Origin of the sequence: Streptomyces sp. NPDC088745 (assembly GCF_044751045.1) — a bacterium.
Taxonomy (GTDB): domain Bacteria; phylum Actinomycetota; class Actinomycetes; order Streptomycetales; family Streptomycetaceae; genus Streptomyces; species Streptomyces cremeus.
Window position 1 is genome coordinate 198,332 of the sequence record NZ_JBIVLB010000012.1, and the last position, 14,429, is coordinate 212,760.

The 14,429-nt window shown below is 68.8% G+C and carries 13 protein-coding genes and 1 pseudogene; 5 read left to right on the forward strand and 9 right to left on the reverse strand.

Annotated features, from left to right (window positions below):
• Nucleotides 1–164: 164 nt before the first annotated feature.
• Nucleotides 165–359: pseudogene (locus ACIP93_RS27915) on the forward strand (flavodoxin family protein); the annotation flags it as partial.
• A 169-nt stretch (nt 360–528) separates the two neighbouring features.
• On the opposite strand, the gene ACIP93_RS27920 reads toward ACIP93_RS27915, so the two are convergent.
• The 9 genes from ACIP93_RS27920 to ACIP93_RS27960 all read right to left on the reverse strand — a co-directional run bounded on the left by ACIP93_RS27920 (nt 529) and on the right by ACIP93_RS27960 (nt 8,392).
• Nucleotides 529–903, reverse strand: a complete 375-nt coding sequence (locus ACIP93_RS27920) for a VOC family protein (protein WP_401762810.1) — start codon at nt 901–903, stop codon at nt 529–531.
• Nucleotides 904–1,065: 162 nt separating this feature from the next.
• Nucleotides 1,066–1,614 carry a nitroreductase family protein gene (locus ACIP93_RS27925; protein WP_401762813.1) on the reverse strand — a complete coding sequence of 183 codons (549 nt, stop codon included), beginning with the start codon at nt 1,612–1,614 and terminating at the stop codon, nt 1,066–1,068.
• Nucleotides 1,615–1,703: 89 nt separating this feature from the next.
• Entirely contained in the window at nt 1,704–2,300 is a 597-nt protein-coding gene (locus tag ACIP93_RS27930) for an O-methyltransferase (RefSeq protein WP_401762816.1), read from the reverse strand.
• 35 nt (nt 2,301–2,335) lie between these two features.
• Nucleotides 2,336–3,106 (reverse strand): sulfite exporter TauE/SafE family protein, encoded by a 771-nt coding sequence (locus ACIP93_RS27935; RefSeq protein ID WP_401762818.1) that lies wholly within the window; start codon nt 3,104–3,106, stop codon nt 2,336–2,338.
• Nucleotides 3,103–3,630 carry a cupin domain-containing protein gene (locus ACIP93_RS27940; RefSeq protein WP_401762821.1) on the reverse strand — a complete coding sequence of 176 codons (528 nt, stop codon included), beginning with the start codon at nt 3,628–3,630 and terminating at the stop codon, nt 3,103–3,105. The genes ACIP93_RS27935 and ACIP93_RS27940 overlap by 4 nt, the downstream gene beginning before the upstream one ends.
• A gap of 3 nt (nt 3,631–3,633) precedes the next feature.
• Complete coding sequence (locus tag ACIP93_RS27945; RefSeq protein WP_401762823.1) at nt 3,634–5,430, reverse strand: FAD/NAD(P)-binding protein; 1,797 nt, start codon at nt 5,428–5,430, stop codon at nt 3,634–3,636.
• 16 nt (nt 5,431–5,446) lie between these two features.
• Complete coding sequence (locus tag ACIP93_RS27950) at nt 5,447–6,727, reverse strand: pyridoxal phosphate-dependent aminotransferase (protein ID WP_345219266.1); 1,281 nt, start codon at nt 6,725–6,727, stop codon at nt 5,447–5,449.
• 55 nt (nt 6,728–6,782) lie between these two features.
• Nucleotides 6,783–7,541, reverse strand: a complete 759-nt coding sequence (locus tag ACIP93_RS27955) for an iron-containing redox enzyme family protein (protein ID WP_345219265.1) — start codon at nt 7,539–7,541, stop codon at nt 6,783–6,785.
• A gap of 653 nt (nt 7,542–8,194) precedes the next feature.
• Entirely contained in the window at nt 8,195–8,392 is a 198-nt protein-coding gene (locus ACIP93_RS27960) for a hypothetical protein (protein WP_401762827.1), read from the reverse strand.
• A 536-nt stretch (nt 8,393–8,928) separates the two neighbouring features.
• Here ACIP93_RS27960 and ACIP93_RS27965 point away from each other — a divergent pair.
• From ACIP93_RS27965 to ACIP93_RS27980, 4 genes are all read left to right on the forward strand, one after another.
• Entirely contained in the window at nt 8,929–9,597 is a 669-nt protein-coding gene (locus ACIP93_RS27965; protein WP_401762830.1) for a hypothetical protein, read from the forward strand.
• A gap of 134 nt (nt 9,598–9,731) precedes the next feature.
• A complete protein-coding gene (locus ACIP93_RS27970; protein ID WP_401762833.1) occupies nt 9,732–11,282 on the forward strand; it encodes a glutamate--cysteine ligase in 1,551 nt (516 codons plus the stop codon).
• Between the two features lie 64 nt (nt 11,283–11,346).
• Nucleotides 11,347–13,080, forward strand: a complete 1,734-nt coding sequence (locus ACIP93_RS27975) for a flavin monoamine oxidase family protein (RefSeq protein WP_401762836.1) — start codon at nt 11,347–11,349, stop codon at nt 13,078–13,080.
• 101 nt (nt 13,081–13,181) lie between these two features.
• Nucleotides 13,182–14,408, forward strand: a complete 1,227-nt coding sequence (locus ACIP93_RS27980) for an amidohydrolase family protein (protein WP_401762839.1) — start codon at nt 13,182–13,184, stop codon at nt 14,406–14,408.
• Nucleotides 14,409–14,429: the final 21 nt, after the last annotated feature.

Sequence of the window (14,429 nt, forward strand, 5' to 3'; positions counted from 1 at the left end):
GTCTTCCACAGGCCGGCCCCACGAGGCGCTGCGCCTCGTCCAAGCCCAGCACGCGCGGCTGCCCCAACGCATCAATCAGCGTCAGGTCGGCCTCCCGGGCTTCGCGCGGCAGACGCCTGCCCAGCTCCAGAGCGCCCGGCGCAGCTCGGAAACCGTCACAGGAGCGTCCGGTCGCCCACAACCGGGTCGCCGGTGTGGTGGTCACCGGCAACGAGGACGGCGCCCATCATGTGATTTCCGAGATCACCGGCGGCCTCATGGACATCGGCCACACCATTCCCGGGCGGGCGGTGGCCGCCGACCTGCACGCGGTCGCCCGCGCACTGGAAACCGCGCCGATCGGACCGCCACCGGCCTGAGTGCCCGGCGCTCCGGAACGCTCGTCAAGGACACCGTCGCCCTGCACGAGTACGAGTACGACGTGCGAGTACGACGTTCGTGCGAGCCTGTCTCCGGCCTCGGAGAACAACTGCTCGTTCTTTTCGGCGCGACGGGACGTCTGGTCGGGTGCCCTCGCGCCACGGCACCTCAGGCCCCGGGCAGGAAGAGGCAGAACAGGTGACCGTGCGGGTCACGGAGCACCCGTACGTCCTTCTGCGGCTGGTGCTCCTCCACTGTCGCCCCCAAGGCGCAGGCGCGGGCGGTCTCCGCCTCCAGGTCGTCGACACGCAGGTCCACATGTGCCTGCATCTGCTGAGCACCGGGCCGCGGTGGCCATACGGGAGGCACATGGCCGGCCTCCAGCTGGAAACTGAGACTCGGCCGGTCCTGCTCCGGATCCTTCAGGCGAACCCACTCCGGGTCGCGGTCCTCCTCCTGCCAGCCCAGGAGGGCCCGGTAGAAGTCTGCGAGCGCCGGCGGGTCGGGGGTGCCGAGAACGAAGGCACCGAGAGTCATGGTCATACCTGCCTCTTGCCCTTCTCCGGCGGACTCACCCGTGCCGCATCCGGCCCGCCGCCCCCGGGCGAGCCGTCCTGGCGGACGCGTACACCAGCGGACCGGTGGAGCAGCGGCCCGCCCCTGACCCGGCCCGCCCCGGTGGCACGGAAGCGGGACGCCCAGGCATCAGGTGCGCAGGACGCACATGCGGTCCGTGACGTCCTCGACCCTCCGGCGGTCCGGCCGCACCCGGGCGCCGGGCGTCCCGATGTCCAGGGAGCCCAGGAGCTGTTCGTCCGGGCCGATGCCCAGCAGCTCCCGGCTCCGCTCGCTCCGGCACCACCGCCCCTTGCGCCAGACGCTGCCGAAGCCGCGGGCGTGCAGCAGCAGCATCAGGCCGTAGGCGACGTTGCTCGCCGCGGCGAGCTGCTCCCACTCGGGCACCCCGCTCTCCGCGCTCGGCGAGAAGACGAGCACCGCCTTCAGGGGCGCCCGTACGGACTCCTCCCCGGCCGGGGCTCCTTCCGCGGAGTCCCCGCGGTCCTCCGCGTCGGCGCCGAGCCGGTCGCCCACCGCCGCGAGTTCCGCGTCCCGGAGCAGGATCCAGCGCCACGGGCGCAGTCCGCCGTGGTCGGGGGCGGCGGCAGCACCCTTGAGCAGGTAGGCGAACTCCTGGTCGGAGGGGGCCGGACCGGCGAGTTCGTGGATGCTGCGGCGCGTCAGAATGGCCGTCATGACGTCCAAGGCAGGTACTCCTCAGTACGGATCCGGGTACGGATGAGGCTGCGGATGCGGGCCCGATGCGAAATCGGGCACGAGTACGGCTAGGACGCGTCCCCGGACTCCTTGAGGAGCACCAGTTCGCCCTTGCCCACGGGCAGCAGGACTCCGGAGAAGTCGTCCGACGCCTCGACCAGCTTGTTGAACTCCTCCAACTGGTGGGCGTGCGAGACGGCGTTGTCGATCACGAGCAGGCAGCCGTCCGCGAGGATCCGCCGCAGCGAGTCCCACCAGCCGACGTACTGCGCGCGGTCGCTGTCCAGGAAGAGGAAGTCGTACTCGCCGGCGTCGCGCCCGGCGATGAAACGGCCCGCGTCGTCGGTGACCTGCCGGATGCGGGAGTCGAGTCCGGCGCGCCGGAAGTTGTCTGCGGCCATCTCCGCCTTGTCCTCGGCCAGTTCGACCGTGGTGACCGTGCCGCCCTCGCCCACGGCGTCGGCGAGCCAGAGCGTCGAGTAGCCGTTGGAGGTGCCGATCTCCAGGACGTTGCGCGCCTTGCACGCCTTGACGAGCACCGCGAGGAACGCGCCGGTGTCGTGCGTGATGTTGAGCATCTTCCGGCTGCGCTCGTCCGTGGACGAGTCGTTGGCCTCGCCGAATTCCTCCAGCTCGCGCAGTAACTCGGTGATGGCCTGTTCCATGATGTGTGTCTCCTCGTCAATGAACTGGTCCGGTGTCATGCGGCAAGATTCTGGACCGTGATGTAGAGGCCCAGCAGCACCAGAGCGGTACAGAGTACCGTGTGGAACTTTTCCTCGGGAATGCTGTGGCGGATCTTGTTTCCGAGCGACATTCCCAGAAATGCCGGCACCAGGGCCGCCGCCGACATGAGGAGGAGGTTCGCCCCCAGGAGGTCCTGGGTGCGCAGCGACCACGCCAGGGAGACCGTCGACAGCGTGAACAGGATCCCCATGCTCTGGATCAGCTGGTCCCGCAGCAGACCGATCGACTGGAGGTAGAAAACACCCGGCACGGCCGAGGATCCGGTCATTCCGGTAAGGAATCCGTTGACCGCTCCGAGAAGGACGCCGATCGGGTGGTTCCACCATTTTCCCCTGATGTTCACCCGCAGTCGGAAAAGGCCGAGAATTCCGTAGACGGCGAGCCCGACGCCGAGCAGGGCGGACATCACATCCGCCCGGAAGTAGCTCAGCGTCAGGGCCCCCGACAAGGTGAACACGGTGGCGGCCAGGAGGAACGGCCAGGTGAGCCGGACGACTCTCCGGCCGTGGCCGCCCCGGACCGCCTGGGCCACGTTGGTCAGGAACGTCGGGATGACGATCAGCGCCTTGGCGGGCTCGATGCCGATCGTCGCGGTGAGCACACCGAGCACGACGGGCGGCAGGCCCAGACCGGTCAGTCCCTTGAACAGGCCGCCCACGAAGAACGTGAGGACGATCAGTGCGAAGGTGGTCGGCCCGAACGAGAAGGGAGCGGCGTCGGTCACGGCTGGACGGCGGCCCTCGGGTGCTCGGCCGCGATCCCGCGGTCCACGAAGCAGCGCAGCGCCTGCACCACGTCGCCCTGTTCCTCCTCGGTCAGGACCTCGGGCCTCTCCACCGCGAAGTGATCGGCGAGCTTGCGGATGTCCCCCTCGCGGTTCTCGATGTACACCTCGGCGTCCGCCACGTGCGTGGCCTCACGGTCGGCGACCTTTTCCGCGAGCCCTTCGGCGGGCGGTACGAAGTTGATGTCGAACGCGCCGATCTGGAGAAGGACGTACCGCGAGTGGGTTCCGACGGGTGCTCCGTTGACGAACCGGTGCTTCTTCGTGCGGGGCACCTGGAAGACCTGCCCGGGGTGCACGGTGAACACCTCGCCGGTCTCCGGGAGTTCGATGGCTATCTGCCCCCGGGAGCAGTACACCATGTCGGAGACCTCGTTGTGGAAGTGGTAGGGCACCGCTTCGTGATCGAGGTTGAAGACGCTGACCCGCAGACCGTCCTGGTAGTGGAACTCTTTCATTTCCATGGTTCAGCTCCGTGTTTCGGTGGTGATCAGCTCTGAGTCGTCCGGGACGGCGGTGCTCTCGGGGTTCCCGGTCTGCTGCGGAATGCCTCTCGCGGTTTCGGCCCAGTCGGCGGCGACCTGTTCGGCGGCTCTCACGAAGGCCCCGGCGTAATTGTTCTCGGTCTGCCAGAACCTGACGGGGGAACCGTACGACGACAGGTGCGGCGAGGGGCCGGTGATTCCTCCCACGCGCCTGGTCACCCGGTAGTCGCCGTGCGGGTCGAGGGCGAGTCCGCCGGTGGCGTAGCCCGCTTCCTCGTGCCGCACGATCTCGCCCCGCCGCAGCAGGTTGCGCACGAGGGGCGAGGGGTGGCGCTCCAGGCCGAAGTCGTGCGCCTTGGCCCGTACGACGCAGTCGGCCCGCAGCCGGGACCGCTCGCCGTCGGCCGTCTCGTAGGCGATCACGAATCCGCCGTCCTCGTCCACGCCGACCGGCGGGTCGGCGTAGCCGTGCCGCACGGTGGACAGGACCCCGGCGTCCATGAGGGCGAGCAGCTTCTCCGCGTTGGCCGTCGGCATCGGCACCGCGGTGCGGATGAAGTGCGTGTCGAAGTGCCGGTCGTACAGGGCTTTGTCGGCGGACGTCAGTTCCCGGTAGAAGCACATGCGGCGTGCTTTCAGGACGAGCGTGTAGACGAGGTTGCCGTGGCGTGCGTCATGGAGGTCGCTTTCGAGCTTCTCCCTGGCCGAGGCGAAGCGGGGCTTCTCCACGTCGCGCCACCCGAGCGCCCCGCCGGTCGCCCGGCGCAGGTCCTTGTCCAGCAGGTCCAGCACGGGTTCGAGCCGCAGTCGCCCGCGGTTCTCGCTCCGGATGCCGGCCAGGGCGTCCGGGGTGAGATGGTGCAGTTCGTGGCCGGTGAGCGGGCCCCGGACGGGCGGGAAGAAGCCGGAGCGCGACCCGACGACAATGTGCAGGGGCTCCGTCCCCCCCGCCGTCGGGGCGGGCCGGTAGGAGTCGACGTGTCCGTCGGCGGTGTACGTGAACGCGCCCTCGTCGCACAGGGTCATGACGGCGTCGATGCCGCTGGGCCCCATGCCCTGGACGTAGACCCGCGGACGGCCGCCCGCACCGCGCCGCGAGCGGACGCGGTCGGCGACGGCGGGCAGGATCCGGCCCGGCGGATAGGGCGCCGCGAGGTACCCCGGGTGTTCCGCGAGCGGGTCGCCCTGCGCGGACTGCCAGTGCCCGGTGTTCAGCAGCACCCGGTCGAGCCCGTCCAGGTCGAACTCGCGGCCCGTCGCCAGGTCGCGGAGCCGTACGGAGAAGCCGTCCCGCGCGCTCCACCCGTCGACGGCCTCGTGCTCCGTGTACTGCCGCACGTCGATGCCGTGCTCCCGGGCGGTCCGCACCGCGTCCTGGAACCGGTGCTCCAAGTACAGGCCGAACAGGGCCCGCGGATAGAACTCGCCGTTCTCCGGCCGCCATTGCTCCAGGTCGATCCCGGGGTGGGTCTCCAGGACGAGTTCCGGGTGGTCGGCGACGAGGCGGGGCTTGTTCTCGGCGAGCCAGTCGACGAAGTCGTTGCCATGGATGCCCATGGTGCTCGCCTCGTTGTTGCACCGGTGCCCGAGTTGGGCGTTGTCCTTGGCGTAGGGGTATCCGGGGCCGCTGACCGGCCCCCGCTCCACCGTGGCGATCGAGACCGCCGGACGGGAGAGCGGGGACCGACGGCCGGGAGCGGTCAGTTCTCGGACCAGATGCCACAGCGCGCAGGTTCCGGCGAATCCGGTGCCGATGACGCAGTACCTGACAGTTCCCACCGTGTTGGCTTTCAGCTCAGGTCTCCAGACGGCTGAGGGCACCCCTGATGCGTGTGCCGGCTTGGCTCAGGGTGGAACCCGTACGGCCGCAGTTGATCCGTACGTAGTGGTCGAACTCCTCCTCCTGGGCGAAGTGGTTGCCGCAGATGGTGGCGACCCTCGCCTCCTCCAGCAGGAACTGGTCCGCCGTGACGTACCCATGCTGCTGGTAGGCGTGGGCGTAGTGCGACAGGTCGACGAAGAGGAAGTAGCCGCCGTCGGGGGGTCTGACCCGCAGTGCGGGCACGGACTCCAGTTCGCGGAGCATGACCTCCAGGTTCGCCCGCGCGGACCTGGCCCGTTCGGTGGCCACCTCGTCCATGTCCGGCTGGAGCGCGAGGTGCGTCGCGACCTGGCCGTAGGTGGAGGCGAACGACGTGAGGTTGACCTGGGCACGGGCGGCGGCCTCGACGATGTCGGGCGGTCCGCACAGGTAGCCGATCCGGTCGCCGTGCATGCCGTACGTCTTGCCGGGGCCGGTCACCGTCAGCGTCCACGGCCGCATCGGGGCGGGGGTCCCGTCGGGGAGGGTGGCCTCGATGGCGGCGAAGGTCCGGGCGCGCTCGCCCAGGACGTGGGCCTCGTAGGGGCAGTCGAACAGGACGTAGACCGGGCTCGCGCCGTCGGACTCGCGCCGCTGGTTGTGCCGGGCGAGAACCTGGGCGAGCGCGGAGAGCTCCTGCGTGGAGTAGATCTTGCCGGTCGGGTTGACGCAGTCGCCGAGCACCACGATCTTGGTGCGGTCGTTGAGCGCCTGCTCCAGGGCCGGCGCCGTCAGCCCGTCCTCGGCCGTGACGCGGACGGTCGTCGGCACGGCCTCGTGGAGCAGCACCATGTCCGGGTAGTGGGGCCAGTTGGGCACCGGGACGACGACCTCGTCGCCCGGGTCCAGCAGGGCGTGGAAGGCCACGGAGATGGAGCCCTTGACGCCGCCGGGCGTCACCAGGATCTCGTTCTCCGGGTCGTAGGAGATGTCGTGCAGCCGGTTCACGCGGGCCGCGACGGACTCCCGCAGGAAGGGGAATCCCTTGATGGGGGCGAACGCGTGGAGCACCTCGGGCCGCGTACGGATGAAGTCGATCACGCCGCGGTCGATCCGGGGGTCGGCGGGTGTGTCCAGGGCACCGATGCTGAGGTCGATGACCTGGTCCTCCGGGGCGAGCGTGCTGTTCATCGCCAGGAGTTTCGCGGCGGTGCCGTGGGTCACCGATTCCGGGATGTTCAGGACGGCGCGGGAGATTCCTCGGTTCTTCTGCACAGTCGTGCGGTCTACCTCTCTGGAGTCGTGCGGGCAGCCTCGGGGAACCGCGGACTCAGTGGGTGACGGCCTTGTGCATCGCGTTCCACATGCGCAGCTGGACGTCCAGCGTCTCCGTCGCGGCGGCGGCGATGGCCGCCACGTCCGCCTCGCTGCGGCAGTTGTTCACCACGCACTTCTTGGCGTCCGCGGCGTGGCGTTCCTCGACGCCCGCATCGCCGACGTGGACGTTGAAGTAGACCTCGACGTCGTGGACGAACTTGTCCTGCGGCAGGTTCTTGTTGGTGTTGCGGAACGCCGTGCGGCAGATCTTGAGCATCCGGTCGGCGTGGGACTCCAGGGCCATCGCGACGCCCAGCATGCTGTGGTAGCCGGCCGACAGCAGGTCCAGCGTGCGCTGCCGGTACTCCAGGGTCTCCGGGATGACGAGCTTGCTCTCCCGCGCCTCCTTGACCAGCATCGGAGCCACCCCGAACTCGACCTGGCCGTGCAGGTTGTGGGTGTTCTCCATCAGCACCTCGTGGCAGTGCGCCCGGTTTCCGTCGCCGGTCTCCTCGTTGAGGATGTGCGAGAACAGGACGAGGGTGTCCATGTCGTCGTGGGCCGCGGCCTGGGCGCACACGTGGGCTATGCCCTTCACGGTGCCTTCGGTGCGGTGGTAGAAGTTCGCCCGGTGGAAGTCGAACGTGTCACCGGTCCAGGGCGTTCCCTCAAGGAGCTTGAAGTACTCGTTCTCGTAGACCGGGTGCCGGTCCAGGTCGTCGATGAGCGTGGTGACCGAGTCGTGGATGGCCGTGCTGGGAAACGTTGTCATTCGTGTGCCCACTCTGTCTTGAGGCGCGGTTGACTGACGGAACGACTTTGCCGAGCAAATGGAACGGGAACGCAACTGGTCGACGCACGGATCGGACCGGGGGAAGAAGGGCTCCTCCACCCGTTTCCTTGCGGACCCGGATGAGTGCTGCACCGTTCCTCCACTCGTCGGCGTGCCCGCCGCCGACCCGTCACGACCATCCTGACGGATGGATCTTGGGCGCCACAGGACGGAAACTCGCCATTGCCAGCACAGAAGCGGGCCGGGCGGGCGCACGGGAGGGGTGTGCAGGAGGAGCGGGACGCCTGGTCTGCGGAAACGAATATGCCCACGAACTATCAACAACGCGATTCAGGACAGGATCGCCGTGGGGATCAGGACACCGCGCGTACGGAGGCCGACGGGCGGAGAACTCCCTTCACTCGCACGCCCGTTCTTCGCGATGGCGATCGTGCGACGGCGGCACCGGGCCCCAACTGCGGGTTTCGCCGGCCGGTCGGAGTGGCGGGGGGTGCGGACACCTGTACTGCCATCGACTGTGCGACCGATCGTCCCGTTCGCGCCCTTGCGAGCGATTCGAGCGCCGTCGTTGCGGAAGCCGGGCGTCCGGACGCTTTGTGGAGGGGCACCCGGGCCCCGGCCCGCCACTCCCCTCACGCTTCCGCCGGGGCCGTCAGCCGGGCCTCCGGCAGATCGGGCCGGGCGGGGGCCCGTTCGGCGGTCCGGTCCTTCCGCAGCGCACGGCCGAAGGGGTGCGGGTCGCTGCGTGGGGAGGCGTACGTGAGGACGGCGGGCAGGGCGCCCGTCAGCGGCAGGTACGGGATGTCCGGGTCCGGGTGCTGCGCGGCCACCGACACCAGGAGCAGGCCGACCCCGCGCCGGACGGCGACGGCGTGCAGGGACTCCTCGATGTTGGCGGCCTCGGCGCCGCCCTAACCGTTCTGGTGCACGGGGAGCCGGCCGCTGAGGACGGCGCCCGCGTAGTACAGGGCGGGATCATGCGCAGGCGCCGCATGGGATTTTGTCCCGTCTTCATCGTTGGCGAAGAAACTGCCGTTGCCCAAGGGCTCCATGGTGCTCCAGAGTTTCAAGAAGTTCGCCACCTTGCCGCAGCGGCCGCGAGTACGATCTCTTTCTGGCCTTCTCATGGAGCAAAAGTAGAAGGCTTTTTGGCTGTTCCGGCTTGTTCTTGCTGGTGTTCTCGGCCGGGAAGCACCCATATCCACACTCGACGACATTCAGGGGTTCTCGAACGCGGATACGCCACGTATGGTGGTCGCCAGTTTCCGGGATAGCCACCGCCGTCCATTCGGGCCACGTAAAACCATCCAGTACTTCGCACCGGGCGACGATGCGCGCCAAAATGCCTGCGGGGAGGAAATTACACATGGCGGCCACTTCATTTCTTGACGCGGTCGGGGCGAATATAGCCGATCATGTACGCGCCAACGAGTTCCTCTCCCTGGCGCGCGAAGGGAAAATCCGCACCGAGCATCTGAAGCGCTTCGCCCTCGCCGAATTCCAGTCGCAGGAGGCGGAATTCACAGCCTACGGGCTGTTGCTTTCGCGCTTCCCCCACGAGGTTCCTGGCGGATTCTTCTCCTTTGTGGCACACGAACTCATGCAGGCACGCCACCGCATGGTCTCAGGGGCCGCCTCCTCGCTGGGTCTTTCCCCGGACGAGATGCGCCGGGCTCCCGTCACCCGGCCGGTGCGGCGGTTTACCGAGTTCATCTCATGGGTGGCGCTGCACGCGGGGAGCGCGGAGGCTGCGTTGACAGCGCGAACGGATTTCGCTCTGTGGTGCAACAGCTGCGCGGAACTCGCTGACGTACTGCGCGACGCCGATGACGTGCCCGAGGAAGTCGTCGCCTACATCGATGCCTATCGCGACAACCCGCCCGAAGTGGCCGACGGTGTGCTCCAGGTCATCGAACACGGCCTGGCCCAAGGCGAGCCCCGAGACTGGATCACCCGCAGCGCGGTGCGCATGGACCCCGCCCTGCGCGCATGGTGGCACTCCGCAGCCGTGGACGGTGCCGGGACCGGGTGGTGAGGCACCCACGAGGTGGCTCGCCGGCGGTCCGGCCGAACGCGGCCGGACACCTCCAGCCCCTCGGGTCCGTCCACGGGCGGCTCCTTCACGTGTCAGACCGGAGGGCATCGAGGCGTATGAGGAGGCTGGGTGCGGTGACCGGAAACCAATCAACGAATCCGCCTCGCAGGCCGCCGCCCAGTCCTGGCCCGACGCCGCGCGTCGCCGCGGACCAGGGGCGGAACAGCACCTCCCGAACACGGCTCCGCGCCTGCCTGACCGAACTCGAAGACGTGCTGCACCGCCCCGGATTCGGCACCGCGAGCACCACGCTGGGAGCGGAGCTGGAGCTTTTCCTGGTCCACACCGACGGCTCCCCGGCTTTGTTGGGCGACGCGGTGCGCACCGCGGTCGCAGACAAGCGGATCGCCCCCGAAGTGAACCGCTTCCTTCTTGAAGTGAATGTGACGCCGGTACGGGCCGCCGGCGGCCCGTTTCGCACCATGGCCGCCGAGAGTGACGAAGTGTTGGCCAAGATCGCCCACGCTGCGTCGACGTATGCCGCTGCACCGGTCACCCTCGGCAGTCTGCCCACTCTGACATCCGCCGATGTGGGACCCTCGGCACTGTCGCCGCACCCCAGGTACAGAGCTCTCGAGCGCGCCTTCACGACAGGGCGTGCGCTCCCTTTCGCCTTCACTCTCGACGGAGCAGAACCCACCACCGTGCACGCGCGGTCCGTCGCGGTCCAAGGATTGTCCTGCTCATGGCAAGTCCATCTGTCAGTCGCTCCTCAGACATTCACCCGTACCTATAACGCCGCGCAACTCGCCATCGCGCCCGTACTGGCCGCAGCGTGCAACTCCTCATTGATGCTTGGTCGGCGGTCATGGCAGGAGGCGCGCATCCCCATGTTCGAGCACGGCTTCGGCGACCGCTCACACGACGCCCGACGGCCTCCACGGGTCGCGTTCGGGCCGAGCGGGCGGTGGCTGGCCGGGGGTGTGCGGCAGCTCTTCGAGGAGGCGGTGCGCCATTACGACGTCCTGGAACCGGTCGTCTCGGACGTACTGCCGTGCCCGGACGTGACGGACTCTGGTGTTCCGAGTCTGCGGGAACTGCGTGACCACATGAGCACGGTGTGGTGGTGGAACCGGCCGGTCTACGACCCCTCCGGGCACGTGCGCATTGAGTTTCGCGCGCTGCCCTCCGGCCCGACCACCATCGACATGGCGGCGAACGCCGCCTTTCTCGTGGGCCTGACCACAGGGCTCGCGGAACAGGCAGACGTGGCGGAGCTCTTGCCGTTCGCCCACGCACAAGAGAACTTCTACCTCGCGGCGAAGTACGGTTTGGACGCACAGCTGTGGTGGCCCTCATCCGTTGGCGCTCCACCCACCCGTCGGCGGGCCGCCGATCTGGTCTGCGGGTTGGTGCCGCTCGCCGCCGCTGGTCTGGCCTCTTTGGAGGTCGACAAGGAAGAAACCGAGTCGCTGCTCGAAATCATCCGCGCACGTGCGACCACCGGCAGGACCGGGGCGACCTGGCAGGACCGGACTCTCATGGCGTTCGAGCAGCACGTCGATCGAGCAGAAGCCCTGCGGATGCTGACCCGCGCCTATGCCGACCTCGCCCGTACCGGCGCTCCTGTGCACACGTGGCCCGTGCGCGCTCACCGCGGATCGTCGCCCCGCGCTTCTCCGTAGCCGCCGCCACGAGGTTCCCTTCGTCCCGATCCGAGTTCGCCCCCGGTACGCAAACGAGGTCTCGATGAGTGCGCAACCGCCGCCGCCTGCCGATCTGCAGGTCGACTTCCCCTTCGACTACGCCGCCCACGTGGCCGGCGACCGGCGTATTGGCCGCTTGCCCGAAGCGGCCCGGGGCGCGCCAGTGGCGGTCATCGGCGCCGGTGGCAGCGGTCTTGCCGCCGCATACGAATTGCTGCGCACCGGCTGCCGCCCGCTGGTGTACGAAGCGGAACGCAGTGCGGACGGGCCCGGAGGCGTTCGGCTGGGCGGGCGGATGTACTCCCGGCGGCTGCACAAGGATGACAGCGCCGTGGTGGAGCTGGGCTGTATGCGCTTCCCCGACTCCGCGCGCTTGCTGTGGCAGTACGCGCAGATGTTCGGCCTGCACTGGGAACCCTTCCGCGACGACTACGCGGCCGGAACCACGCCGGTCACCGCCCTTGAAATCGACGGAGTACGCCACCTGGTCCGGGAGATCACCGACTTGTATCCCCTCGACGAGGAGATACGCCACGCCCACACCCGCTGGCTGGACGCGTTGACCCGCTTGGGCCTGGACCAGCTCCAGCGCGACCTCGCACGGCGCGACCTGGGCGCTGTGCGTCGCCGCTGGCAGGAGGTGGTGCGCAGGTACGAGCAGTGGACCTTCTACCGTTTCCTGCGCGAGGACGAGGGTGCCGGGCTCACCCACAACCAGGCCAGACTGCTGGGCACCACCGGCGTGGCCCCTGCGGCATGGGACACCTTCTTCGGGCTGAGCCTGCTGGAAACGCTGCGGCTGGTGCTGACCTCCGAGGGCAGCACCGCGTACTACCCCCGCGAGGGCATCAGCGCACTCGCCGAAGGATTCTGGAGCCACCGCACCACCGATCCCTCCGGTCGATCCACCAGCCTGGAAGAGGTCAACGGCGGCACACCACGTCCTGCGGTCACTGCCGTCGTGGTCGACGAGGACCCCCGCCGCGGTGCCGTGGTGCACAGCGCTGACGGGCGCGGCGAGCGGGTGGCCGCCGTGGTGCTGACCCCCCAGCTGAACGTGCTGGAGACAGCGATCGAACTGCGTTCCGCCTCCGCAGGCCGTTCTCCTCTGGGCCCCAGGATGTGGCGTGCGGTGCGCCGGCTCAGCTACCGGCAGTCGTCCAAGACCGCGCTCGTGGTGGACGAACCTTTCTGGCAGGGCACCACCCTCGACGGTGTCACTCTCACCGACCGCCTGCCGCGCGCCTGCTACACCTTCGACTACGGTCCCCCCCGCGCCCCCGGAGGCCGGACCGCCGTTCTGGATCTGAGCTTCAGCTGGGGCCGGGATGCCGTCAAGGTGTCGGCTTCCTCCCAGCAGGAACGCGTCGAACTCTTCGTCCGCGACCTCGCACGCATCCACCCCGAGATCGCCGGGGAACTGCGGCGGCAGGCGGACCGTTCTCAGGCGGTCACCATCTCGTGGGAGAACGAGGCCCACTTCCGCGGTTTGTGCCGCTTCTCGGCACCGGGCGAGTACCCCTATCAGCGGGACCTGTTCAGCCATTTCATGAAGGACTTCACCGGACGGCCCGCTGTACCGGGTGAGCCGCCCAATGCCCTCTTCTTCGCGGGTGACGACACCTCTTGGTCGTCGGGTTGGCTCGAACACGCGCTTGCCTCAGGACTCAACGCCGCCTGGGGCGTCGTCCGTCTGCTCGGCGGTCGCTGTGAACCCGGCAATCCGGGCCCCGGAGACATGTGGAACCACCCCGACTACGCCCCTGTCGAGCTGTGACGAGCAACACGGTGGCATCCCTGCCTCGATGTGAGTGCCACGCCCGGTGCCCGTGCGTGCCCATGTCCGCGGACGGGCGTCGACCGAAAAGGACGGTGTACATGAGTTCCTCCCCCCAGCGAGGCATCCTGCTGCGCCCAGACGCAGTCTGGGACGCGGTCGCTTCGGCCCCCACAAGCGGCTTGGAGGTCCTGCTGCGCGCCGGCCGGGTAGCCGAAGTCGGCCCCGGCCTCGCCCCGGGAGACGCGGAGGTCGTGGATCTGCCGGGCTGCACGGTGCTGCCCGGCTTCATCGACTGCCATGTCCACCTCCTCGATGAGAATGCCGAGACGTCGTCGGCCGCGTACCAGACGCTCACGGGTATCCGGCCCTTGCGGCAGTTGCTGGCGGGCGGGTTCACCACCGTCCGCGACCTGGGGAGCGCTCATCAAGCCCTCAACGTGGCACTCCGGCAAGCCGTCGAGGACGGCTTGATCGAGGGCCCGCGCATCCTGGCGGCACCCAACATCCTTTCCCCGCGTTCGGGTCACGGCGACAAGTCGCCCGACCTCGCGCAGCGTTACGGCACCCAGATCGGTACCGTGGCGGACGGGATCGACGAATTGCGTCGCGCCGTACGTGGGCAAGCCCAGGCCGGCGCCGACTGGATCAAGTTCGCCGGCGGCGGTGGTTTCTCCTCACCCGTCAGCCAACTCACCAGTACCGCTTACTCCCAGGCCGAGATGGACGCAATCGTCGCCACGGCAGACGACATGCTGTTGCCCTGCGCGACCCACGCCCTGCACGACGAGGCTGTCGTACGGGCCGTAACGGCTGGCGTGCGCAGCGTCGAGCACGCCTGCCTGGCCACGGATCCCACCTACGAGCGCATGATCGACGCGGGCACGTATCTGGTGCCCACCCAGTACGTCCAGCGGTACTTCGTGGACAACCTCGACGACGACGACTTCTGGAGCGGGCGATCTGCGCAGACGCGCGAGGCGTACCGTGCGCACGCAGAGCAATTGCTCGAAGGGCTGTCGCGCCCTGCACGCACCCGGGTCAAGGTGGCGTTCGGCACCGACGCCGGCATGTTTCCGCACGCCGACAACTGGCGCGAGTTCCCCGCCATGCTTTCTCACGGCTTCACCGCCTTGCGCGCCCTGCGTGCCGCGACGACCGTCGCTGCCGATCTCCTTGGCCGAAGCGACCTGGGCAAGCTCGTCCCCGGCTCCGTAGCCGACGTCATCGCCGTGCACGGTGACCCGTTCGTCGACATCCAAGCCACCGGCCGCGTCCGCTACGTCGTCAAGGACGGGCGGCCTTACCCCCCGGGATCGTTGACATGATCCCGCCTCCCAGGGCCGAGA